The 24,187-nt window shown below is 50.7% G+C and carries 23 protein-coding genes; 12 read left to right on the forward strand and 11 right to left on the reverse strand.

Translation table 11 applies throughout. From position 1 onward, the window contains the following. Positions 1-278 precede the first annotated feature (278 nt). The 3 genes from GQY55_RS26885 to GQY55_RS26895 form a co-directional block, all read right to left on the reverse strand. On the reverse strand, positions 279-1,160 hold the full coding sequence (locus GQY55_RS26885; RefSeq protein WP_160045004.1) for a diacylglycerol kinase: 882 nt from the start codon (positions 1,158-1,160) through the stop codon (positions 279-281). Positions 1,161-1,268: 108 nt separating this feature from the next. Further along, entirely contained in the window at positions 1,269-2,033 is a 765-nt protein-coding gene (locus tag GQY55_RS26890) for a sirohydrochlorin chelatase (protein ID WP_160045005.1), read from the reverse strand. A 1-nt stretch (position 2,034) separates the two neighbouring features. Then, positions 2,035-2,325, reverse strand: a complete 291-nt coding sequence (locus GQY55_RS26895) for a YerC/YecD family TrpR-related protein (RefSeq protein WP_160045006.1) — start codon at positions 2,323-2,325, stop codon at positions 2,035-2,037. A 401-nt stretch (positions 2,326-2,726) separates the two neighbouring features. On the opposite strand from GQY55_RS26895, the gene GQY55_RS26900 reads away from it, so the two are divergent. Further along, positions 2,727-3,272, forward strand: a complete 546-nt coding sequence (locus GQY55_RS26900; protein WP_160045007.1) for a tyrosine protein kinase — start codon at positions 2,727-2,729, stop codon at positions 3,270-3,272. A gap of 236 nt (positions 3,273-3,508) precedes the next feature. On the opposite strand, the gene corA is transcribed toward GQY55_RS26900, so the two are convergent. The 4 genes from corA to GQY55_RS26920 form a co-directional block, all read right to left on the reverse strand. Further along, entirely contained in the window at positions 3,509-4,468 is a 960-nt protein-coding gene (gene corA, locus GQY55_RS26905; protein WP_160045008.1) for a magnesium/cobalt transporter CorA, read from the reverse strand. A 273-nt stretch (positions 4,469-4,741) separates the two neighbouring features. Next, complete coding sequence (locus tag GQY55_RS26910) at positions 4,742-5,731, reverse strand: inorganic phosphate transporter (RefSeq protein WP_160045009.1); 990 nt, start codon at positions 5,729-5,731, stop codon at positions 4,742-4,744. A 15-nt stretch (positions 5,732-5,746) separates the two neighbouring features. Next, positions 5,747-6,361 (reverse strand): DUF47 domain-containing protein, encoded by a 615-nt coding sequence (locus GQY55_RS26915; protein WP_036714980.1) that lies wholly within the window; start codon positions 6,359-6,361, stop codon positions 5,747-5,749. Positions 6,362-6,697: 336 nt separating this feature from the next. Next, positions 6,698-7,810: a DUF3048 domain-containing protein gene (locus GQY55_RS26920; RefSeq protein ID WP_160045010.1), complete on the reverse strand. Its 1,113-nt coding sequence runs from the start codon at positions 7,808-7,810 to the stop codon at positions 6,698-6,700. A gap of 283 nt (positions 7,811-8,093) precedes the next feature. Between GQY55_RS26920 and GQY55_RS26925 the strand changes: the two genes are divergently transcribed. Together GQY55_RS26925 and GQY55_RS26930 are read left to right on the forward strand one after the other, a co-directional pair. After that, a complete protein-coding gene (locus tag GQY55_RS26925; RefSeq protein WP_160045011.1) occupies positions 8,094-8,609 on the forward strand; it encodes a DoxX family protein in 516 nt (171 codons plus the stop codon). A 492-nt stretch (positions 8,610-9,101) separates the two neighbouring features. Further along, positions 9,102-9,638, forward strand: coding sequence for a DoxX family protein (locus tag GQY55_RS26930; protein ID WP_160045012.1), 537 nt, complete (start codon positions 9,102-9,104; stop codon positions 9,636-9,638). Positions 9,639-9,730: 92 nt separating this feature from the next. Here the strand turns inward: GQY55_RS26930 and GQY55_RS26935 are convergent, their stop codons facing one another. Together GQY55_RS26935 and GQY55_RS26940 are read right to left on the reverse strand one after the other, a co-directional pair. After that, positions 9,731-10,510 (reverse strand): DODA-type extradiol aromatic ring-opening family dioxygenase, encoded by a 780-nt coding sequence (locus tag GQY55_RS26935; protein ID WP_160045013.1) that lies wholly within the window; start codon positions 10,508-10,510, stop codon positions 9,731-9,733. A gap of 301 nt (positions 10,511-10,811) precedes the next feature. Further along, a complete protein-coding gene (locus tag GQY55_RS26940) occupies positions 10,812-11,639 on the reverse strand; it encodes an alpha/beta hydrolase (RefSeq protein ID WP_160045014.1) in 828 nt (275 codons plus the stop codon). A gap of 261 nt (positions 11,640-11,900) precedes the next feature. On the opposite strand from GQY55_RS26940, the gene GQY55_RS31865 reads away from it, so the two are divergent. From GQY55_RS31865 to GQY55_RS26965, 6 genes are all read left to right on the forward strand, one after another. Beyond that, positions 11,901-12,023 (forward strand): hypothetical protein, encoded by a 123-nt coding sequence (locus GQY55_RS31865; protein ID WP_268895069.1) that lies wholly within the window; start codon positions 11,901-11,903, stop codon positions 12,021-12,023. A gap of 74 nt (positions 12,024-12,097) precedes the next feature. Next, complete coding sequence (locus GQY55_RS26945) at positions 12,098-12,337, forward strand: hypothetical protein (RefSeq protein ID WP_160045015.1); 240 nt, start codon at positions 12,098-12,100, stop codon at positions 12,335-12,337. Then, positions 12,249-12,761, forward strand: a complete 513-nt coding sequence (locus tag GQY55_RS26950; protein ID WP_236575898.1) for a DUF1129 family protein — start codon at positions 12,249-12,251, stop codon at positions 12,759-12,761. The genes GQY55_RS26945 and GQY55_RS26950 overlap by 89 nt, the downstream gene beginning before the upstream one ends. A gap of 375 nt (positions 12,762-13,136) precedes the next feature. Beyond that, positions 13,137-14,087, forward strand: coding sequence for a hypothetical protein (locus GQY55_RS26955; RefSeq protein WP_160045017.1), 951 nt, complete (start codon positions 13,137-13,139; stop codon positions 14,085-14,087). 50 nt (positions 14,088-14,137) lie between these two features. Beyond that, positions 14,138-14,371 carry a hypothetical protein gene (locus GQY55_RS26960; protein WP_160045018.1) on the forward strand — a complete coding sequence of 78 codons (234 nt, stop codon included), beginning with the start codon at positions 14,138-14,140 and terminating at the stop codon, positions 14,369-14,371. After that, positions 14,364-14,801 (forward strand): PepSY domain-containing protein, encoded by a 438-nt coding sequence (locus tag GQY55_RS26965; RefSeq protein WP_160045019.1) that lies wholly within the window; start codon positions 14,364-14,366, stop codon positions 14,799-14,801. Before GQY55_RS26960 ends, GQY55_RS26965 begins: the two co-directional genes overlap by 8 nt. A gap of 632 nt (positions 14,802-15,433) precedes the next feature. Here the strand turns inward: GQY55_RS26965 and GQY55_RS26970 are convergent. Next, positions 15,434-16,900: an ATP-dependent nuclease gene (locus tag GQY55_RS26970; protein WP_160045020.1), complete on the reverse strand. Its 1,467-nt coding sequence runs from the start codon at positions 16,898-16,900 to the stop codon at positions 15,434-15,436. 513 nt (positions 16,901-17,413) lie between these two features. Continuing rightward, positions 17,414-17,701: a DUF6809 family protein gene (locus tag GQY55_RS26975; RefSeq protein WP_160045021.1), complete on the reverse strand. Its 288-nt coding sequence runs from the start codon at positions 17,699-17,701 to the stop codon at positions 17,414-17,416. A 333-nt stretch (positions 17,702-18,034) separates the two neighbouring features. Between GQY55_RS26975 and GQY55_RS26980 the strand changes: the two genes are divergently transcribed. The 3 genes from GQY55_RS26980 (at position 18,035) to GQY55_RS26990 (ending at position 24,111) form a co-directional block, all read left to right on the forward strand. Beyond that, positions 18,035-19,384, forward strand: coding sequence for an FAD-dependent oxidoreductase (locus GQY55_RS26980; RefSeq protein WP_160045022.1), 1,350 nt, complete (start codon positions 18,035-18,037; stop codon positions 19,382-19,384). 297 nt (positions 19,385-19,681) lie between these two features. After that, positions 19,682-20,974, forward strand: a complete 1,293-nt coding sequence (locus tag GQY55_RS26985; protein WP_160045023.1) for a citrate transporter — start codon at positions 19,682-19,684, stop codon at positions 20,972-20,974. 992 nt (positions 20,975-21,966) lie between these two features. Beyond that, positions 21,967-24,111, forward strand: coding sequence for a hydantoinase/oxoprolinase family protein (locus GQY55_RS26990; protein ID WP_160045024.1), 2,145 nt, complete (start codon positions 21,967-21,969; stop codon positions 24,109-24,111). The last annotated feature ends 76 nt before the right edge of the window (positions 24,112-24,187 follow it).

Raw genomic sequence — 24,187 nt, forward strand, 5'->3', positions numbered from 1 at the left:
CCACCCTATTATACCAAACATCTCCCCAACGCAAAAAAAGATCAAGATGTCCCGCTCCCCTTCCCGGTGCGATGAGCAGCGACTGGACATCTTAACCTGCGTGAACTGCCGGTATGTATCGGTTTACGGCCGCTTGGGCCGTCTTGCAAACCGTCTAATCTTGCTAAGAGTAAGCTTGCTTGAAGCTCACCCATAGGCCCTTACCTTCTTCGATCCGTCTGCCTTAGCCTTACCTTCCTGAATCACCGAGCCAAGATCAACCCAGGCTCTCCCCGCCTCTACGCAAAAATCCGCAAATGCTGATGCAGCACCGAAAACCGGCCCGGAAGCGTTCCGCCCAGCTCGCCGTCGAGGTTGAGCAGCACCTTGCCCGGGGAAGTGACTTCCATCGAACGGGTGCGGAAATACACGACCTTCTTGTCGTTGAAATGCTCGCCGCGCAGCGCCAGCGTAACGACCCGGACGAACTCCGCCAGGTTGCATTTTTTGAGGGCGATCACGTCGAGCAGGCCGTCGTCGATCCGCGCGCCGGGAGCGAGCTTTTCGAAGCCGCCGACCGAGTTCGTGTTGGTGATCAGAAAAATCATGAATTCGTCGTGGATCGTCTCCTGCCCTTCGGCTTCGATGATCAGCTCCTGCGGTGACAGGCTGACCATTTTTTCGACCCCTTTAATGTAATAAGCGAGCTGCCCGATCATCGTCTTCAGGCGGCTTGGCACGTCATAGGTCAGCTCCGTCAACGTCCCTCCGCCCGCAATGTTGATAAAATATCGGTCATTGGCTTTTCCGACGTCGATCGGACGGGTCTGCTGCCGGATCACCAGATCGCAGTAATCTTCCCAGTTTCTCGGGATGCCCAGCCCGCGCGCAAAATCATTGGTCGTTCCCACCGGAAAAATGCCGAGCGGAGGCACGTTCTCCTTGCCGGCCATTCCGTTGATTACCTCATTGAGCGTGCCGTCGCCGCCCGCGGCGATAATCATATCGTATCCGCGTTCCACGGCGTCCACAGCCGCCGCCGTCGCGTCGCCTTCGCCCGTCGTCGCATGGCAGGAGGCTTCGATGCCGCCCAGATCAAGCCGCTGCAGCACGTCCGGCAGACGCCGTCTCATTTCCTCCCGGCCTGAGGTGGGATTATAAATCAATCTTGCTCTTTTCATTACTAAACGCCACCCATTTTAGGAATTCACACCGTATGATTGCTCCATGGGGATATCGCCCAAACATAAAGCTTCAGAAAAACGCTCCCCACAGAAAAATATAGCTCATTATTCCTTTTTTAACCAGTCTTGAACCTGCTGGTCGATCCACGCCGTCAGCAGCGGATGCGGCAGCAGCGCTTTCCCGGAATACAGGTAGCTCAAGCCTTCCAGACGTTTCGGAATCACTTCGCGGATAAAATAGCCTTCACTCAAAAAAACCGGAGCCGCAATCGTCTGCATTCCCCGTTCCTTCTGCCAATATTCCACTTTCGCGCGAACATTGTCCGGCCGCAGCAGCGCTACATCGCTGGCGGCGAAGCCGCCGATGTCCCGCACCTGATCCGCAAGCCGCTCGAAGCCGTTTTCCCAGCGTTTGCGAAAACTTTCATAGCTGCTTCCATGTCCGATCAGGACAAGAGCTTCCCGCTCCGGATTTCGGGATACCGGCCGTATTTTATCCCACAACATTTCGGCCACGAAAGGACCATGCTCGATCGGCGAGCCGTAATGAATGGTCGCGCTGACCCGGAACGGCTCCAGATCGCTGTCGAACGAGGGAGCGTCCAGCACGCCAAGCGCGTATGCGATTTCGTTCACATGTGTGCTCCCGGAAGAAACGAACAGCGGAATCACCAGGATGTCGGTGACCCCCTGGCTTTCAAGCTGATCGATGCCATCTTGAATCAGTCGTCCTTCCACGATTTCCAAGAACGAAGCCGCCACAGGGAGGTCTCCCCGCAGCGGCAGCTGATGGATGGCGCCATCGACCAGATCGACCCAAGCCTGTTCCCTTGAGCCGTGGCTGATGATTAATACGCCCCGTTTGCGCATCTTATCGTCCAAGACGGTCTAAAGTCATTTTATACCCTTCGTTGCCATAATTCAAACACCGTTTCACGCGGGAAATGGTTGCGGTGCTCGCTCCCGTTTCGGCTTCGATCTGGTTGTACGTGCAGCCTTTGCCAAGCATGCGCGCAACCTCCAGACGCTGGGACAGGGATTGGATTTCATTGACCGTGCACAGATCGTCGAAGAACACGTAACATTCTTCAACGCTCTTCAGCGTTAAAATGGCCTCAAATAATTGATCAATACTTTTATCATTAAGTTTCTTCAGTTGCACTGAATCATCATCCTCTACTATTACTATGTATTTTCATTGTACCCGAGCGGGTATGGACTTTTCAAGCATTAACGGATTCACGCACTACAGAGCTGCAAGGCAGATGTGCCGTAAAAGCCGGTGCGGCGCCGCGTTTCCGTTCCCGGATTTTTTTACCATCATTCATGAAAACGCTTTAATTATACCCTACCAAAACGGGATTGTATAGCTTTGATAGCAAAAGAGAACCTTCCCGCTCCCCGGCCCATATCATGAATACAGCCGGCCCGGCCCGTTCCGCCGGTTCTCTGGGTATTCGCCCGATTCCGCTCCTATCCCTGTCTACCGGGCATTCGTCCATACCGTATGTTTGCCCATGACATACAGTATAGTAAACCATTCCAAAAAGGAAAGTGATATCCATGCCTGAGCATTACTATCACCGCAATAAGCCCCGCAACCAACATCGCGCGCTGGACGGCGGTCCTTTCTCCCCTTATCCATCCTATTCACCCTATCCGGGTATCCCTTATAGCGATTTCGCCGGCCCCGGCACGGGTCTCGTTCCCGTTCAGGGAGCAGAAGTCTTGGCAGGCACCGAAGCGTTGGCGGGAGCGGCCGAAGTGACCGCAGCAGCAGCCGCACCGGCAGCCGCCGCGGCCAAAACGGGATTTTCCCTCGCCAACCTCGGGGAGCTGAAAGGGCTGATCGACCGGATGGGCGGCATCGACGGCATCGTCAATTCGATCGGGAAGGTGCAAAAGGTGATGACCGGCGTGCAGCAGGTGGCGCCGATGTTCAAATTGTTTTTCGGAAAAGGGAAAACCAACGCCGCCGATGATTCGTCGGGATACCGGCCGCGGCGCAGAAGAAATTCCGGCCGAAGAAAATCCTCGTCCCGCAAACGCCCGAACACTACGAACCGTCCCGGCAAATCCGGTAAATCCTCCCGCAAAAAGCGGCGCTGACCAGACACATATCAGCCTTCCCTTCCGTTTTCCCGGACGGACCGTCGATCGGCCCCGAAAATTCCCGCGATTCCGGGCTGAGCGCTGCCCGCATGGCCGCAAGGGATACGTTTAACCGTTATAGAAAGGGGGCGCTAGCCGCCCCCTGTTTCCACGTTTTCACATCTCCCTCCAGAACTGTTCCGGATGATCGATCACAAAAAAAGCCGCTATAGCGCGGCTTCAACCGAATATTTTCACTTAAACCATCCCCGCCGCTGAAACCAAAGCACCATGCCGACGGCCAAGGCGAACATAAGCACGAGCACCGCAGGGTAGCCGTATTTCCAGCCCAGCTCCGGCATATTCGTGAAGTTCATCCCGTAGATCCCGGCGATCAGCGTCAGCGGCATGAACACGGTCGTGATGACCGTCAGCGTCTTCATGATGGCGTTCATCCGGTTGGAATTCAGCGAGATGTAGCTGTCCCGCAGATCGGCCGTCATTTCGCGGTCCGCCTCGATCATGTCGGTCAGCTTCAGCAGATGGTCGTAAATGTCGCCGAAATACACCTTATGCTCTGTGCTGCTTTGGACATGCTGGGAGTTGACGACCCGGTACAGCAAATCGCGCATCGGCACCACGGTGCGGCGCAGCTTGAGCAGCCGTCCGCGCAGCTCGAATACCTGCCTCATCAGATCGTCCACCGATTCCTTGCTGCCCCGGTTTTCCAGCTCCGCCAGCTCGTCTTCGATCGTGAACACGCCCGGAAAATATTTGTCGACCAGCTTGTCCATCACATTGTATGCGCAGGATACCGGCCCGCGGGACCAGATTTTCCGGTCATGGGCATGCTGGATGATTTCCTTCCACGCCTCATCCACCTCTTCCAGCTCCTTGCTGTGGAACGATACGAGCAGATCCTGCCCGAGAAACAGATCCACCTCTTCGACTTGGAGCGTCTCGGGATCGATCGCATGCAGCACGAAAAATTGCAGATCCTCGTAATTGTCCAGCTTCGGGCGCTGCAGCACATGAAGGCAGTCCTCCACCGCCAGCGGATGAAAATGAAAGTAAGTCGTTAAAAGAGCGGATTCTTCCTCCGTCGGCGCGTTAAAATCCACCCACATCCAGGCGTAATCCTCCGGGCGGATGTCCTGAAGCGGTATGTCCGTGACCACCTCATGCAAATGGGTCAAAGCCAGCGTGCGTATCATCGGTTATCGGTAAACTCCTTTCCAAACGGGATGAGGGCCAAACGTCCGTCCCTTGCATCGTCCATTGCATCGTTCCTTCCATTGTACAGCAAAGACCGCCCGTTCGCGAAATCCGCATGAAGCGGTGCGGCTGCTGCACGGAGTGCGAGAACCCCGCCAACGACTGAAAAACACGCCTGAGAAACCTGAAAACGCGGGCGAAGGCCGATCCGGGCATACAAAAAAGCCAACCTCATCGATTGGCCCCCACTTCATATCCATATGTTTTTATGTCTAGAATAAAATCTTATAAATAATGCCTGCCAGTACCGCGGAAATCGGGATGGTGATAAACCACGTAACGACGATCCGTCCGGCCAGCGACCATTTCACTTCGGAAAAACGCTTGGCGCTGCCAACCCCGAGAATGGCGGAGGTTACCGCATGCGTCGTACTGACTGGCAAGTGCAGCAGCGTGGCGCCGAAAATGACGGAAGCCGACGTAAAGTCCGCGGCAAAGCCGTTGATCGGCTCGATTTTGAAAATTTTCGTTCCCATCGTCTTGATGATCTTCCAGCCGCCAATGGAGGTGCCGAGCGCCATCGAGGTGGCCGCAGCGATTTTGACCCAAAGCGGAACTTCAAGATGTTCAAGGCGTCCGGAGGACACGAGCGCGAACGTAATGATCCCCATCGCTTTCTGCGCGTCGTTCGTGCCGTGCGTAAACGATTGGGCGGCTGCCGTGACGATCTGCATCATCCGGAAGCCTTTGTTCACGGTATGCGGGCTTTTTTTCGCAAAAATCCATTTCAGGATCGTCATGATGATATAACCGACCACAAACGCGATCAACGGGGAAAGCAGCAGTCCTTCCACGATTTCGACGAATCCGCTCCATTTGACATGATTCGAACCGGCTCCGACGAATACCGCTCCCGCCAAGGCGCCGATAAGCGCGTGCGAGGAAGAGGACGGAATCCCCAGCCACCAGGTTGCGAGGTTCCATATGATCGCGGCCAGCAGCGTGGCGATGACGACCTCGATCCCGTTATCGAGCGAGGCAGGATCCGCGACGCTTCCGCCGATTTTTTTCGCGACCCCCGTAAACATGATGGCACCGACGAAGTTCATGATCGCCGCCAAAATGATCGCCGTCCGCGGCTTGAGCGCCCGGGTCGAGACCGAAGTCGCGATCGCGTTCGCCGTGTCATGGAAACCGTTGATGAAGTCGAACGCCAGCGCCAGGAAGATGACAATGCCTATTACAATGATTGGTGTCTCCATTTGTCTGTAAACCCCTTACGAGTTGCTCATAATGATCGATTCCAGCATATTGGCCACATCTTCGCAGGTATCCGTGGTCGTTTCGAGACGTTCGTAGATTTCCTTGCGTTTGATCAGTTCGATCGGATCGGATACTTTGGCGAACAGGGCTTTGATGGAAATGCGAAGCAGCTCGTCCGCTTGGTTTTCCAGATCGTTCAGACGAATGGTATATTCGCGGATGGCAAGAAGCTTTTTCTGGGACAGGAGGTGAACCGCCTTTTGGATCTCGTAGGCAGACTGCCGCAAAATTTCCGCAAACTGAATGATATATTCGTCAGGGTCCGGCAGATGGTACATATCGAAGCGGGAAGCGCAGGCTTCCAGCCCGTCCATGACATCGTCCATGCTGGTTGTCAGATCCATAATATCGTCGCGTTCGATCGGCGTTATAAACGTTTTGTTGAGTTCCGTAATAATGGTGTGTGTAAATTCGTCACACTGCGACTCAAACTTTTTCATTTCGTTGGCAAAAAGAACCACATCTTGGAGATTGGCCACATGCTGGGCGAAATAATCGGCAGCCTGCACAATCGTATCGGCCATATTCTCCAAAGTTTGGAAGAATATGTCCTTTTTCTTCAATTTCATACGATAACCCCTTTACTTAAGATTGCTTGTATAAATTGAACAAAAGTTTAATCCTCCATATGCCGCTTCCTGCCGGGGTTCACATGGCCCTTTTCTTTCATCCAATTTATATAAGAACGCGCGAAAACAGAAAAAAAGACAACCCTAGTTATCTTATCAATCCACGGCGTATTTTGTAAAGATTACGGCTTTCAATTTTCGCGTATACGTAAGGGTTTGGCGGTTGTCTTACCTTAAAATTACCCAATCTTCCGATAAATTATCCAAGCGCTGGATATGCCCCTGCCAGTATTTACATAACGCCGTCGAAATGGGGCACTGGATCCGAGACGTTGCCTAATTTTGTTGAAAAATCTGAACGTGGCTTTCGAAGGTCGGCGCGTTCGGCACGATGTTGAAGTAAGTTGTACCCGGGTAAAGCGGCACTTCCTTGCCGTCTTTAACGAAACGGATGACGTCTCCCTTGGCCCGCGCCCAGCGGCCTTTGGTCAGCTTTCCGCGCTGCAGCAGCATCGCTTCCCCGCCCGAGACGGTATCCACGGCCAGACGGCCCACGTCGTCGAGCGTTTTGTGGCCCGCGCCAAGAATGACGACGTTGGTCGCAGTCAGCTGCTCCCCGGTGTTCAGATCGACATGCGGTTTGCCGTTGATGGAGCGCTTGTACAGCTTGGTTGCTTCATCATACCGGTATTCGACCTTGTAGCTTTTGAGCAAAAACGTAATTTCGGCGCCGGACGCGTTCTCGCCCTCTGGAAGGTCCTCCTCGGCCCGGAACGGGTAGGCGGGGATATCCACTTCCTTTTTGTAACCGCGCTTGTCGGCGCCCTCCCTGAGCTTGTCTGCGTCCGAATACAGGTTATGCGGAGCCTTGCGCGATTTATCCCTCCAAAAGTATGCCCCTGCGTTGCCGATTTCATCAAGATCTTCCTTATGCTGCTTCTGCAAAATCGCGTAAGCGTCGTTGCTGCCGCCGGCATGCACGAGCACGCCGCCGTAGCTTTCCCCGATATCGATCAAATACGGACGGATGCTGCGGATCGGGCCGATTTTTTCGTTTGTTCCCCTGCTTTGAAAAATGCCGATCAACCGCGTAATGCCGCCTTCGGCCAGCACTTCGTACACGATATCCGCCTGGGTGAGCCCGGACTGCGGGCGCGCAGCGGCCGCGTTGTTGATCATAACCGCGAGCGGGCGTGCCGTTGCCGGCTTGGCCACCGGAAGTCCCGTCAAAGGCGCCGTGTATGCGGCCGTCTCCGGCTCGCCCGAAGTGATCGGGTCATCCTGCGCCGGCTCCTCCGGCGGCGTTTGTTCCTCCACAACCGGCGCCTGGGGCGCTTCCGCTTTCGGCTGTCCGCATGCGCTCAGCGCCGTCCCCAGCATCATCAGGCAGATCAGTCCGGTCCCTAGCTTGTACCACCTGCGCGTTTCCCCATTGCCCTGCTTCTTCATTTACGAATAATCCCCCTTTTCTTTTTAACCGTGCTTCCTTTTTCCCCCATTTAATCACAAACAACAGCGTTTGTCTTTGATAAACGGCAAATTTCGGCCTTTGCTGACGGTAGCCGCGGGAAAAATATGAGTATTTTATTATAAATCGTAGATTAGGCTACTTGTCGGCGGATCACTTTAATTTATAATTTAAGGATGTTATACCATTAAGTGTCAAAATACGAAACGGAAAAAGAATGACAAGGAGACACTTTGTACTAATGAAAAGGAGGAGTGGCAAAACTTGTTCAACAACTGGCTGAGAAAAAATCAAATCGCAATGTGGCTGCTGACGGTCGTTCGGGTCTATTTGGGGTACACCTGGATGGAGGGCGGGATCAAGAAGTTGATCGGGGGTTTCGATGCCGGAGGTTTCCTCAAAGGCGCGATCGCCAAAGCATCGGGCGAGCATCCCGCCGTGCAAAGCTGGTGGGCGGCTTTTCTGAAACACGGGGCGCTGCCTGGCGTCAAGCTGTTCAACATCCTGATCCCGCTCGGCGAAACGCTTGTCGGCTTGGCTCTTCTTCTGGGAACCTTCGCAACCTTTGCCGCCTTGATGGGCATGGTCATGAACTTTGCCTTCCTCTTATCGGGCAGTATTAGCGTCAACCCTCAAATGATTCTGCTTGAAATGTTCCTCGTTGTCGCTGCCGCCAATGCCGGACGCATCGGTCTGGATTATTGGATTATGCCTTACCTGCGCAGCCTGTTCTCGAAAAAACAGACGATTTCCGCTTCCACTCCGCAACGAATTATTTAACAGCAGCAACCGTTCAAGTCTAATCGAACATGCATGAATTCTCACACGGAGCCGGGCCGGATTTCCGTCCGGCTCATTTTTTGCATTTCCGCCGGCATTTAGGTTCCTGCGCACAATTAGATTGTGACAATTAGATTTCTGGGCATAATTAAATTTTTCCGTATAACGAGATGCCTGTGCACAGTTTGATTCCTGCACTCATTTAAATTCCTGCAACATTTTAAATTCCAGTACACATTTATATTCCTGCACCATTTAGATTCCTGCACACATTTAGATTCCAGCACACATTTAAATTTCCTGCAAAAATAGTTTTAAATTTTATATAAGATTGTGATTTATATCACATATATTGTGAAAATTATCACATATAATAAAGACATGAAAGAGATGATCATCTTCCAAATCAACAACAAGAAGCGAAACACCAAGAACCAAGCAGGCTAGACGCTTCTCGAAAAAATATGTCATCAAACCAAGGAGTGGTTCAAAATGTTCAACAATTGGCTGAGAAACAACAAAGTGGCAATGTGGTTACTGACGGTCGTCCGGATTTACCTCGGGTACACCTGGTTCAAGGGCGGAATCGAAAAATTGACGGGCGGATTCGATGCGGGAGGCTTCCTGACAGGAGCGATTGCAAAAGCAAGCGGCGATCATCCCGCCGTGCAAGGCTGGTGGGCCGCCTTCCTGGAACATGGCGCGCTGCCTGGCGTGAAATTGTTCAACTTCCTCATACCGGTAGGCGAAACGCTGGTGGGACTCGGACTCATCCTGGGCACCTTCACCACCTTCGCGGTCCTGATGGGCATGGTGATGAACTTCGCGTTCCTCTTCTCGGGCACCGTAAGCACCAACGCCCAAATGCTCCTGCTTGAAATGTTCGTCCTTGTGGCTGCCGCCAACGCCGGACGCATCGGGCTGGACCGCTGGGTGATCCCTTACCTGCGGAACCTCTTCCGCCGCAACGGACAAGGCAATACCCCATTCCCGCAAGGCGGAATGACCAAAACGAAAGGCGCCGCCTAAAAAGTGAATCTAAGGACTTCCCCCCTCGGGAGAGCCAACAAAAGCCGGGCTGAAATTTCAGCCCGGCTCTTTATTTTATTTGTGACTAATGATTAGGAACCAAACATCCAGCAGTTCAGGCTTAAGTTCCCAAGTTGGTAATCCTGGAACAGCCGTTTGGCCTGGCGGTCGTCATCGGCCGCGCCCATCGCGTAAAACAGCGGGATAAAATGCTCCACGCCGTAAGACGGCACCGCCTGGCGGGCATGCGGAGCTTTTTTGTCGTAATCGAAAAGATCGCCAATCTTCCAGCTTTCAAGCTTCTCCGCAACCCATTCGTCGAACTCCACGGCCCATGGGTCCGGCGTGTCGGTTTGCGCAAGCATCCGCAGGTTATGGACAAGGCCGCCGCTGCCGATGATGAGCACGTTTTCCCGCCGAAGCTCCTTGAGCATGGCCCCGATGGCATACTGTTCGGAAGGGGAACGTTTGGAGTCGACGGACAGTTCGACGACAGGAATGTTCGCTTCCGGATACATTTTTTGCAAAATGACCCAAACCCCATGGTCAAGCCCCCGGCCGGAAACGGTCTGGTACGGCAGATTGCCCGCCTCGAACAAGGCCTTCATCCTCCCGACAAGCGATGGCGAACCCGGAGCCGGATAACGCAACTCGTACATCGCGTCCGGAAAGCCGTAAAAGTCGTGCATCGTCCCGTTGGTTTCATCTACGCTCAATAACTGGTCGGGTTCATCCCAATGCGCGGAAAATACGGCGATCGCCTCCGGTACGGGCAATTCCCGGCCCAGGTTTTCCAAAAACCGCGTGTACCCGTTATCCTCCAGGGCGAGCATGGGTGAACCGTGCGCTACAAATAGAGATGGTAATGTCATCGATGTCAACCTCCACACGCCAGTATAAGTTGCTACTTATATTTTACCGCGTCGAAAAAGATAATTCCAACTTCTGTGCGCCGGCCCCTCTTGACGGAAATTGAGAAGGTACCTAACGGACATCATGAAGCCGTTCCATTCTCCGCCGGCAATGGCCATCGGACTTAACGGTTAACGAGGGGTTTCGCGCGACTGCATCTGGTCTCCATTTGCCCAGCCACGGGATGAACCGCTCAACGGGAGCGACTGAAGCAACAGGAGCGACAAGAGAGGATGCATTTAAGCTCCCTTTCGAAAAACTTCAGATGATCCAGTGCTGCCAATCCTGCTGCTGTTTTTGCTGCTCCTTCAGCCACTCTTTGGTCCGGTGGATCAGCTGGTTGCAATGCGGCCCCGATGAAAAGGTATGATTGCCCTGAAAAATGATTTCCTTGTCGCAGCGCCCCTCGGGCCGCGTCCAAAATACTTTTTGATACAAAAACGCGTAATCGACCGGAATCGTGTCATCCGACGTCCCGTGCACGACCAGCACGTTGCCGCCAAACTTGACCGCCTCCTGAAAAGGCTGGAACATGCCAAGCGAATCGAAAAAGACCGGCGTAAACTCGAAGCCGAGGAAATCCGCGCTTCCCTCCTTCACCGCATGTTCATACACTTCCCGTCCCGTAATCTTCAAAATGTCGCTGAGCGGGTATCCGACCGCCGACCAGAGCACCAAATTTTTTACCCTGCGATCGCGAACCGCCGTTAAAATCGCCACCGCGCCGCCAAGGCTGTGTCCGATCAAGGTCACCTGCGACGGGTCGACGTTTCCGCATTCCAGCGCATAATCGAGCACCGTCCGCGTTTGCGCGATCATCGATTCCAGCCCTTCCTTCCCGTACGAACCGCTGCTTTCGCCGCATCCGGCATAATCGAAGCGCAGCACCATGTAGCCGGCCCCGGCCAGCTCGCGGGCGGTTTTGACGAACAAACGGTCCACGCCGACCCGGCTGCCGACAAACCCGTGGCAAATGACGATCAGCGGAACCCGCTCCCCTTCACCCTTTTTCCCCTCAGGATGCGCCGGATAATGCAGGCTTGCGGTCAGCTCCTCCTGCCCGTAACGGATCGAAATTTGTCTTTCCATTTCTCCACTCCCCTTTTAAACGATCGATATATTTTAAGGATTTGAAAATCAATCATCTTATGCTTGTTTCATTTAACTTATAATTCCGATAAGTTTAATCAGATATAATATGTAACAATCATATTAGCACCGCCGGTCAGCTGTGTCAAATTCAAATCTTTTTTCCTTTTGAACCCTAAAACATCCCGTTTGGTATGGATTAGCTCCGCATCGCAGAAACTAGGGTCAGACCCGATTATTCACAGAAAGGGACGTGTCGTTATGTGGCAGCAATGCATTTCCCATATTCGCGAGCATCCCCTGTCGTGGGTGCTGATCATCTGCGTCATCGCGGCCGTCATTTACGTGTTTGTTCATCGCGAACAGCTTTTTCATCAAGAATAAGGCGCTTGTCCGCCCGGGCGGACTTGAATCCGGCACTTCCAGTTCCTATACTTGTTGTATACGGAGGAACGGACATGACAACAAGAGAGTTAATTAAGGAAAACAACCGGCTGCGGGAGCAAATGACGCCGGCGAATAGGGATTTTTACGAAGATATCGTCGTTTACGTGCGGGTTAGCCGGGCCGAACAGCTTCGCGGCGAGCAGCGGCTGCTTGAATTGGCCCATGAGGTTGCTGGAGGCGCAGCAAAAGGGAATTTCGGCATCCGAGCTTTTTGGCGGCGATGCGGAGGCCTTTGCCCAATCGGTGGTTGAAACGCTGCCGACCGCAAGAAAACTCGAAGGCGCCGCTTACTACATCATGATCGCTTGGACCGCTTTGACGATTTTGTTCCTGGCGGAGGCGGTCATCGGTTTCGGTGCGCAGTTTGCGGGATACGACGGGGAAAGCCTGAACCGCATCAGCGTGCTGGCGATCATCCTGGTCGCGGCGGGCGCGATCGTCCTGACGGAGATCTTTATGAAATCCCTCGGCAAAACGGCGGATGCCGGCCCGCAAAAACCGGGAATCAATTTGAAGGCGATCGGCGTATATTTGGTCATCATGGTCGTCGTGATGGTCGCCGGCTTTTCGCTGCGCGGCATGCTGCCCGTATTTACGGTGCCGCCGTGGGTCAGCCTGGTCCTGTGCATTATCGGTTTTCTGGGGCTGCGGTTTATTTTTTTGCGGAAAAGATAATAAAATCATTTTCACGAATGCGGGGTCTTGGCTTTCTTAAGCGGAGGCCCTGAAAGAAAAAACGTATATCTGAAAAAAGGCTATGAGCCATGCAAAACATCTTAGACTGAACGGTTACGCGTACGCGGCAGTCCAAGATGTTTTTTTATGTGAGGATTTTGCAAAAATCCAAAGAGCGACTTCCAATCGGCAATTTATAGAGCGAAACGGTTTAGTTCGTCTATATATTGTACCCGGGAGCGACCGGAATCGAATTTTGCAAAATCCTTATGTTTCATTTTCGCCAAAAAAGTTTACAAGTCCGAAACAAGCGGACGCGATCATGAAACAAAACGCGGGTAATATGGGAGTAACGAAACCTTGGAGGTGCTTTACATGATGAAATGGACCAAAACCACAGCGACGGCCGCCGCTTTGATCGCCGCCATCAGCTTGCAGGGAGGCGCCGCAGCCGTTCATGCGATGAATGCCGCGCCAAAAGCCGCCCCTGGAGGTGCGCCAATCGTCGTTCCGGCCAAAACGGCGCATGCCAACGCCGTGTTCGACCATATGATGAATTTGCTTAAATCCCCGTCCAAACAAGCCGAAGCCGTCGCCTACATGGAGAAAAACATCTATCAAGTGACGCCGTGGCAAGCAACGATCATGGTGCTGAAGCTCGAAAACGCCGAAAAAGCGAATCTCGACGCTTGGAACGACAAATTTTACAGGGACAACGTGCAGCAAAAGCTCATGAAGCTGATGAAGAAGGGTGACGACCTCACTTCCCTGATCAACAAAACAAGCGATAAAAGCTTGAAGACCCTGTTCAAAGGCGCCCGCGACAGCGGCTATCGCCTGGAAACGTCGGAGGGCATGTTTTATCTGGTGCTCGACTACCCGCGGTTCCAAAAGGTACGCGCCTACGTCACCAACGACATCAAGAGCTATATCGACATCATGACGGTCGAAACGAAATCCCCGTTCGCAAACGATGCCGCTTTGTCGGTCGGCTGGACGGAAGTAACGAAACGCGCTTTGTCGGATGAGGCGTTCCTCAAATCCTATCCGGCTTCAAACCGGGCGACGCAAGTCAAATCGCTGTATAACCTGTATCTGGGCGTTTCCATGTACGGCCTCAACAACACGCCGATGTTCGACTATGACACCAAAAAGGTCGATCAGGAAGGAAAAGCGGCCTTGCAGGCAGCCGTAAGTAAAGGAGACCCGTCCAAAAGCGGCTACCTGAAAAAGATCAAAGGATTCCTTGAAGTGCTCGATAAAAATCACGATGTGCTGACGCCGGAGGTTGAGAAATATCGGAAAGCGGCAACGGGGAATTCGTAAATAGACCGCCGCGATCATGGTTAATATACTGAAAAAGGAGTTTTTACCCAATGAATAAAATAACCGTGATTGCGTTCGGAATTCTGCTGCTTTTAGGGACTGCGGGCTGCGCGGCAGGCGGCGGAAACGGCGCCGAAGGAACACAGGATACGCAGCAAGGCACTGCCGATAACGTATCGGGCAGCACGGCCAATGATACCGCCGGCAACGATGCGGCAGCGCCGCCTGCGAGCCAGACGCCTCAAACGCCTCCAAGCTCCGCAGGACCCGACCGACTTGCTTAAAGCTTTCTTTAAGGTCACTCCGCAGCAGGCGCCCGATCTGTCCAAAACGAAGGGCAAGGGCGACGTAACGAAACTCGACCTTGAATTGGAAAATCAAACGTACGCCTATAAAGTCGAAATGATGACCGATACGCAAAAAACCAAAGTTGGGATCAGCGCGGACGATCAAAGCATTATTTTCGACAAAACCGCGCCGCTGGAGAAAAACAAAATCAAAACGGATCGGCAGCAGTCCAAAATCGACCTGACCGGCGTCATCGCTGCGAAAAAGGCGATGGAGATCGCTACCCAAAAGGTAAACAGGACCGCGACGAAATGGAAAATCGAACGCAAAATCGGACCTACTTACTATGAGGTCGACGTGCACAACGGAGGCAAGGAATACGAGATCAAAGTCGGATGCCAAAAGCGGAAAGGTTTTGAGCGTTGAGGGCAACGATTGAGACGCGGCTTCGAAAATGAGTACGGCAAAAAGAAGACTTCCGGATATACGGAGTTTTCTTTTTTAGGGGCAGCGATGTCCACTCGAAATCTATATCTCCATAGAACAAAGAAAAATACACAGGCTGTCGTGAAGTGCACCTTGCCCTCTTAGAATAGACATTGGAAAAATCCCTTGGTTTATCCGATGAGTTTCTAGGGGGTATATTTTTATGGCGATTAAAGGTCAAAAGTTTATGGCACTCAAAATAACCTTAAGGTTCCGAGGGAACCGGCTCCGATGCGATTAGAGGTGCAGGTGTGCCCAGCTGAAATTATTTCCTTCATCTAAAAAATGCCTTACTGAATACCCCTCCTGATTTTGTTAAATTTCATAAGAATTTCGCCTAACATTTTCTATATTCACGTCGTCCCACCGACTTAGGACTCCGACAGGAGCCGGCCGCAATGCGGTTAGTCGGTGCAGATGTATCCGCCAGATCCTGCTTCCCTTTTACTTTACATAGGCGGACCAAGGATCTGTCAGGCTTCTGATGCTTGAATATATTGTTAGACGAAATTCTCTAAAAAAGTAATGGTTAATGTATTCCAACATTAACCGAATTATACTATGAGCATTATTCAAGATAACATTTTGCTTAAATTTTTAGCAAAGGGTTCGAAATTTACATTTTCGAAGATATCCTCTGCAATATTATTTACAAAACTATTTTCTGAAATTCCCCTTGTCTTAAGATCATCAATAAGTATCTTATAAAATTCTTTATTTGGTTTTTCTGGCCGACTACTTGCGAATTTCGATCTATAGATTGATATTAATCGATCAACTGAATTTATTTGGAAATACTTATCATTAATTATTTTTTTTAACTTTTGATCAGGGGATTCAAATAATACACGATAAAGGTATTTTTCAACACTCTCGATAGGAAGGAACAATTTCTTTAGCTCTGTACTTTTATTTCTTGCTTGTTCCTGGATATCTCCGTCTAATATAGAAAGTACAACCCTTCCAATTCCCAGCACATTAGATTTTAGGAGTTCTTTATGCAAGGATAATACCATTTCCCATCCACCAACAGGACAAACATATATTAATCTACTACTATACATACTATATGTTCTAAGCACCTTTTCAACAATTATTTTTGCTAGACGATCTTCTACTAATAATAAGAAGTCAAATCCATCTTGATCGAAGACTTCTCTAATTGCGTAGCTTGGATAACAAGGATTTACAACAGATAGGTCACCTTCAATATTTTCGATTTTAAAGATATTATCAGGTGGAATAAATCGTATGACTTCTGGAGCATGCGAGGTGAGTATAACAACCAAACTCTCAGAATTTTGTACTAGTTCTTGAAGTAACTCGAGTAATCTTTTGATTGCCGTTGGATGAAGCGCCACTTCTATTTCATCAATTAATAATAGGATAGTTTTATTCGGTGGCAACGATTTCCTCACCAATGAGTTGTAAACAAAATGTAATAAAGATACTAGTAGACATTCACCCGAACTCATCCTATACTGCGATATCAATTCTCCATTGATTTCGTAGAAATAAGGTGTGTTCTTGATGTTAAGTCGTCTTGCAATCTCTCTATTTCTTACGCGCTTTAGATTTCTGTAATGTAGATTATCTCCATGGATTATGTAACTCATTTTGTCTTTAATATATTCATCAGCCTCAACAATTTCATCGGTCTTAAATGCACCACTTTCAACTAGTTCATCAACAGCCTTAGAATCATTGAATCTTGTTCCATAGAAAAGACTTCCTTCATAATTTCCATTAAATCTCATTGTATTGGGGTATGTATCTGCTTTCCACATATCACCGGATTTGGTCCAAACATCTCTTTTGTTTCCAACCTGAAATATAACTGAAGAGCTTGACGAATAATCTGTTGATTTCAAAGAACCTAGATGATGACGGGATATAGTCTGTGCCAATGCTTGCAGAATTGTTGTCTTTCCGCATCCGTTTATTCCTACTATCGAATAAACGCCCTTTTCCAAAGGAATCTCCATTACCCCTTTTTTAATGTTTTTAATATTATTGATTTCAACTAGCAGTTTTTCCACAATAGCCACCTCTTTCTTAAAGTATATTATACTGAATTTGGAAGCCTTGTCTTGTAACTTTTTTCCAAAAAGGGTGAAGGTAAAGAAGTGAGTATGCCTGTGTAGAATCAATGAAGAGAGCATCGTCGGACTACGTCCCTCCTCGGGGTCCGGAGGATAAGGGGAAGAGATTGCCGAGACACATTCATTCACCCAAAACGCATTCGGCTGGCCAAGATCGTGCTAGACGAACGACTCGAGCAGCTTAGGGTGAATGGACGTCGTGAACACGGAACCGTTGTCGGATGTCGGGAGCATCTATTGAGTTACCCTCAACTATCTCTTAAATCTTTAATTATCATATCCTGGTACTAAATTTATATTGTACTACAAGATTAGAATAATTTTACAAACAATATATATCTTCTCCTAACACAAAAGCTTCTACTAATGTTGATAGCAGAAGCCTTTAAAGATACTTGATCTACATCACGACAGTACATACAATCTCCCGGATTCTTGCTTCGCCTTCACCTACTCCCCAACATCCATCCCCTCCCCACAAAACACCTCCACCATCACCAAAGCCCCCATCCTAAACCCTTGGGTAAAAGAAGCTCTTATCAGTATGGAGTTAGACTCCCCATTCAAATCCAAAATTTCCTCAAGGGCTGCGAAATCACTTTCCGAAAATCTTTTTTTGGCTCCCTCTATCAATTCCGTAATTTTTCTATTAATCGCCCGATATTCAGGATCTGTAGGGACAATCTGCTCTTCAGGATTCAGGTTACCGTAGTACAATTCTTCTATAATACTCTCCATTAGCTCGCCTCCCATTGATCTTTTTCAAAGTAAGAGATAACTTGATCCAGCTCCCTCAGCCAAGTTTACTCTGAACTCCATCGTAACATTGAGTTTTATGCAATATCCGCATATTTCTTTAAAAAACACAAGAGTGCAGAAAATCCTCTTAGAGCATTTCTGCTTTTTGTGCACTACTCTCCCTCTTTTTTTGACATCTACACACTCTAGCAAATCATTTTCAATATTTCCGTATATTAAGAAAATAATTTTCTAAAAGCGTTTACAAATCATTTATTCTTTGTTAGCCTTAAGGCATCAAACGATTCCATCTTGAAAAAAGGAGCGAAGAACATGCAGCATTATGACGTAGTTGTAATGGGTGGAGGCATCTCCGGGGCGATGGCGGCCATCGCCGCATCCAAAACCGGCGCAAAAACGCTGATTATAGAGTCCCACGGATTTCTTGGCGGCACGCTGACCGCAAACGGCGTTGGGCCGATGATGACGTTCCATGCCGGAGAGAAACAGGTGATTCAAGGCTTCACCGGGGAGTTGATCGAACGGCTGAAGCGGTTGGGCAAATCTCCCGGGCATATTTTTGATACGGTAGGTTTTACATATTCGGTTACCCCTTTTGACGCCGAAGCGATGAAACATGAACTTGAGCTGATGGTCACGGAAGCCGGCAGCGAGATTTTATATCATACGATGCTGGCAGGCGTTACCACGGAAAATGGCCGGATTACAGGCATACGGGTATGCAATAAATCCGGGCTCAGCGACATCCACGCTTCTGTTTTCATCGATGCGACGGGAGACGGCGACCTCTCGGCTCTTGCCGGCGTGGAATACACAAAAGGACGCGAATCCGACGGCGCAACGCAGCCGATGACCTTGAAAATGAAAATGTACAATGTCGACATTCCACGGGTAAAAGAGTACATTCACGCCCACCCCGAGGACTTTCCGCTTTATAACGGGGATACCTCCATTATCGAGAAAGCCCCTCGCCTTTCGGTCGGCGGATTCGACAGCCTGTTTCGAAAAGCCAAAGAACGGGGCGAAATTTCCATTCCGCGCGAAAATATTTTGTTCTTCGAAACGAATAACCCCGGCGAGGTCATCCTGAACACCACCCGCATTATCGGTTATGACGCAACCGACGCGCACAGCCTGAGCCAAGCGGAAATGGAAGGCCGCAAGCAGTGCCGCGAGCTTGAGCTATTTGTCCGCAAATACATTCCAGGATTCGAACATGCAGTCGTTGAGTCTACGGGTCCTAACATCGGCGTCCGCGGCTCACGCCAAATCAAGGGCATCTACACGCTGACCGCAGAGGATATTTTAGAGCAGCGCCTGTTTAAAGATACCGTCGCCCACTCCGGTTATCCGATCGATATTCACAGTCCGGACGGGGAAGGCACCAAACATCAAAAATTGGAATGGGGCGGCGTATACAGCATCCCTTACTCCTGCATGATTACCGGCTCCGTAAATAACCTGATCGTCATCGGCCGCTGCATTTCGGCCACCTTCGAAGCGCAGGCAGCGATGAGAACCACGCCGACAACGGGCGCCATCGGTCACGGCGGCGGGGTTGCCGCGGCACTCGCGGCATTGGAGGGTAAAAATGTACAGGACATCGACATCAAGAACGTGCAGACGATTTTAAAAAAGCAAGGAGCTTACCTGGAAGTTTAAAAGTTGTACTAAAGAAAGGGCTCAACATCATATTTAGTGAATTGACATAAGCGAAAGTAGCGAAGGGGACGGAATCGATCTGAAGAATCGGCAGCGTTCGGCTGAGAGCTTTTCGAAGAAAAGCTAGCATCGGAAGCATAAGCTGGCTCCGAATTTCTACTACTTTGAAAAATTCAAGAAATTTGGAGACAACAGCGACCTTTAAGAACGATCCGTAACCGCAGCGGCCACCTCGCACAGTGTCAACTACTAAGTTTATAGCCTGACTTTAAGCCCATTTTGAGAGGGGAAATTTGAATGACAACGGCAATGTGGTTCCAAGCAATCGGTATTCTGCTCGTTTTTCTGTTGTTCGTGGGTCTCATGATGGCACGCAAGCTGCCGACCATTCTGGCTCTGCCTATAATGGCGATACTGTTCGCCATTATCGCGGGCGTGCCGCTGCTGTCGAATAATCCGGAGGCGACCACCATCGCCAAAACCATTCTGGCATCCGGCTCCATGAAGTTATCCGGCGCCATCGCCGGCCTTATATTCGGCGCCTGGTTCGGCCAGATTCTGAACAAGGTCGGCATTACCAAATCCATCATTCGCAAGGCGGCCGAACTGGCCGGCGATAAACCCGTACTTATAGCTATTCTCTTTTTTATTACCGCATCCATTATTTTTTCCGCGGCAGGCGGACTTGGCATGGTGATCCTGGTCGGTACGATCGTCATTCCCATCATGCTGACGGCAGGCATCTCCCAATTCGTCGCTTCGATCGTCGTCCTGCTGGCCGTAGGGGTCGGCTCCCTCTTCAACGTGTCCAACTGGGCCGTTTATGTCGATGTACTGGGACTTTCCGTCGATAAAATCGCCAACTACACCATGGTTGTCGCCCTCCCTCTTTTCATTATTTCGCTTATCATGATCGTATTTTATATCCAAAAAGACGGCAAAGGCCGCAAAGCATGGGCGATGCCGGCCGCAACGCCAGGCGACAACAAAAAGGTGCCCACGATTGCGCTGATCAGTCCTCTGGTGCCGGTGCTGCTCGTCTTCATTTTCAAAATCGACATCGTTCCGGCCGTTATTATCGGCGCCATCGTCACCATTTTGCTCACCTGGCCCAAACGTCCGATCCATATCCTTTCCAGCGCGCTGGTGGAAGGCATTCAGGACGTCGCCGGCGCCATGGGGCTTATGATCGGCATCGGCATCCTGCTGAGCTCCGTCATGTCGCCACAGGTATCGGCCGTCATCTCGCCGCTGATTGAATCCGTGCTGCCTGGAAGTCCGCTGCCGTACATCCTGTTCTTCACGATTTTGTCGCCGCTTGCGATTTACCGCGGACCGCTGAACGTATGGGGTCTTGGCAGCGGCATCGCCGCCCTTTTCGTTTCCGCCGGCATGACGCCGGTGGCCGCAATGCTTGCCTTGCGCGCAGTCAGCAACGTGCAGTCCGTCTCCGACCCTACCAACTCGCATAACGTATGGGTGGCCGATTTTACGAAAAGCGACATCAATGAGATTTTGAAAAAGACGCTGCCATGGACGATGGCCTCTGTCCTGATCTCGGTAGTTATTGGGGCATTCATGGTATTTTAACCGTCTGTGTCAAAACAAAAGAACCAGTAAACATGTGAAATGCAGTAATGGAGAATAAAGGAAAAACAGCTTATATAAGTTGAACTCAGAAAGAACTAAGGAACAGGCAAGAGGGTTCAATCTTCTAAAGAAGATCCGTTTTAGAAATTGAACCTGGGAGAAATGATTCTGAAGAAGCTAAAAGCTTTTTGAAAAAAGCTGCTTCGGAAGCTTATGCTGCGTTCGCCTAAGAGCTTTCCGAAGAAAAGCTATAAAGTTGAACTAAAGAAAATGAAAAGGAATAGGCAAGAGGGTTCAATATTCTAAAAGAAGATGCATTTTAGAATATCGAACCTAGAGGAAATGATTCTGGAGAAGCTGAAAACTTTTTGAATAAAAGCTGTTTCGGAAGCTTACACTGCAATCGCCTAAAAGCTTTCCTAAGGAAAGCTATAAAGTTGAACTAAAGAAAATGAAAAGGAATAGGCAAGAGGGAGAAATGATTCTGAAGAAGCGGAGCGTTCGCCTTTGTGAGCGGATTTCTGCCATAGATTAGGTTCAAATCAAGAAATCCGGGAGCAACAGCGATCGTAAGAACATTTCACCCGGCTGCCTCCTTTCGAATCATAGTCATTGGTTCAACTTTTAAAGCATCGTAAGCATATGCTTTGTGAGCGGATTTCTACCATAGATTAGGTGTAAATCAAGAGATCCGGGAGCAACAGCGATCGAAAGAACATTTCACCCGGCTGCCTCCTTTCCAATCATAATCATCGGTTCAACTTTTGTAGCATCGTAAGCTTATGCTTTGCTCCCGGATTTCTACCATAGATTAGGTTCAAATCAAGAAATCCGGGAGCAACAGCGATCGTAAGAACATTTTCACCCGGCTGCCTTCAACCTTAAAATCATTTGTTTAGCTTATATAAATAAACCGGGCACAAGGGCCCTGCGAAAAGCTTAAGAAAGACTACGGCAGAAGGTCCTTTGCCCGTCATCCGGAGGAGGACATAATGGGGAGAACAAAAGTAAGGGTTGGCATTGACGTCGGCGGTACGTTTACCGACGCGGCTCTCATCGACAATGAAACATTCGAAGTCATCGAAAAAATGAAAATCCCGACCACGCACCATGACCCGGACGGCGTGGCGAAAGGGATCGTGCAAATTTTGAATCGCATTCTGAGCAGCAAAGGCATCGACCCCGAAGACGTCACCTTCATCGCGCACGGGACGACGCAGGCAACCAATGCCCTGCTGGAAGGGGACGTCGCCCGCGTCGGCATCATCGGCATGGGTTCGGGCCTTGACGGCCTCAGCGCCCGCTCGGAATCCAATCCGGGAGATATCGAGCTGGCTCCGGGCAAATATTTGCATACGTTTCACACGTACCTGGATTCCAAAAACATGACGGATGAGCAAATCAATACCGCCATCGATGAACTGGCGGCTCAAGGAGCCGAGGTGATCGTCGCTTCCGAAGCCTACAGCGTCGATGATCCGGCCAATGAGCTACGTGTCGTGGAGCTTGCGAACCGCAAAGGCTTGTACGCCACGGGCGGTCATGAGATCAGCCAGCTGTACGGCTTGAAGACGCGGACGCGCACCGCCGTGATCAACGCCTCGCTCATCCCGAAAATGATGGAGACCGCGAACATGACGGAGAAGTCCGTCAAAAACGCCAACATCAAGTCGCAGCTGATGATTATGCGATGCGACGGCGGCGTCATGAGCATCGACGAGGTGCGCAAGCGCCCGATCCTGACGATGTTGTCCGGATTGGCTGCCGGAGTTGCCGGAGCGCTGATATACGAAAAAATTTCCGACGGTATTTTCTTTGAGGTCGGCGGGACCAGCGTCGACATCTCCGTCATCAAAAACGGCAAGGTCATGATCAAAAACGCCGAGGTCGGCGGCCACCGCACCTATCTGCAATCCTTGGATGTACGCACGCTTGGCATCGCCGGCGGCAGCATGATCAAGGTAGCCGGCGGACGAATTACGGATGTCGGGCCGCGCAGCGCGCATATTGCCGGCAAAGAATATGAGGCTTTCGCCTCTGCAGAGAACATCGTGAACCCGAAAGTGAAATTCATCAGCCCGCGCGAAGGCGACCCTGCCGAATACGTCATCTGCGAATGCGCCGGAGGCAAGGAATATTCGTATACGCTGGCGGGAGCGGCCAATATTTTGAATTACGTTCCCGAGGGCGATTATGCCAGAGGTAATGTCGAAGCGGCGCTGAAAGCCTGGCAGGCCTTGGCGGAAGACCTCGGGGTCACTGTGGAAGAAGCTGCTAGACAGGCAATAAACATCGCCATCGATAAAACGATGAAAACCGTTAACGAGATGATCGAAGATTATGAGCTGGACCGCAGCTTCGTTACGCTGGTAGGCGGCGGCGGCAGCGGTGCGGTGCTTGTGCCGGCGATGGCGGAGCGCGAAGGATTCAAATCCCAAATCGCCAACAATGCGCCCTATGTTTCAACGATCGGCGTGGCGCTTGCCATGGTTAAGGAACAGTTGGAGCGGACCGTCGTCAATCCGACCGATGAGGATATCAAACGCATCCGCGCCGACATCATCGAGCGGATCGTTCAATCCGGCGCTACCGAGGATACCGTGGAAGTGACGATCGAAATCGACAGCCAGAAAAACATTCTCCGCGCCATCGCCACCGGCTCCACCGAGCTGCGTTCCAAGGATCTGGCCCAGGAAGCGATGTCCGAGGAAGACATGCGGGCGGTTGCAGCCGGTTCCATCGACAGTCCGGTGGAAACGACCGTACTTGCCGCGCAAACCGGTCGTTGGCATTTGTTTGCCAGCGAAAGCGTAAAGAAGTCGTTGTTCGGACTGCTGAAGAAAAAATCCAATGCCGTCAGCGTTTTGGACCGCGAAGGCGTTGTCCGCTTCAAGAAAAACAATGTGCATTTTACGAAGCTGCATAAATCCGCGCACGAAGCGCTAAGCTCGTTTTTGGACGATAACACCATTTATTCCGACGCCAATGCCACGATTCCGAAGGTGTTTGTCTTTTACAAGGAAAAAATGCTGGATTTAACCGGCATGCAAACCAAAGAGCAGCTTTTGTCCATCCTGGAAATCGAAACCGAAATGCTTGCGCCGCAAGATGAAATGCTGGTTGTGGCTTATCAGTAAAACAGACAGTTCTGTGTGTGGATTCGGGTATATGATCGGTTTAGGGTATCCCGAAGTACATCTAACATGGAAAATC

Source organism: Paenibacillus sp. USDA918EY (assembly GCF_009870825.1).
In the GTDB taxonomy this organism is placed as follows: domain Bacteria; phylum Bacillota; class Bacilli; order Paenibacillales; family Paenibacillaceae; genus Paenibacillus_AQ; species Paenibacillus_AQ albilobatus.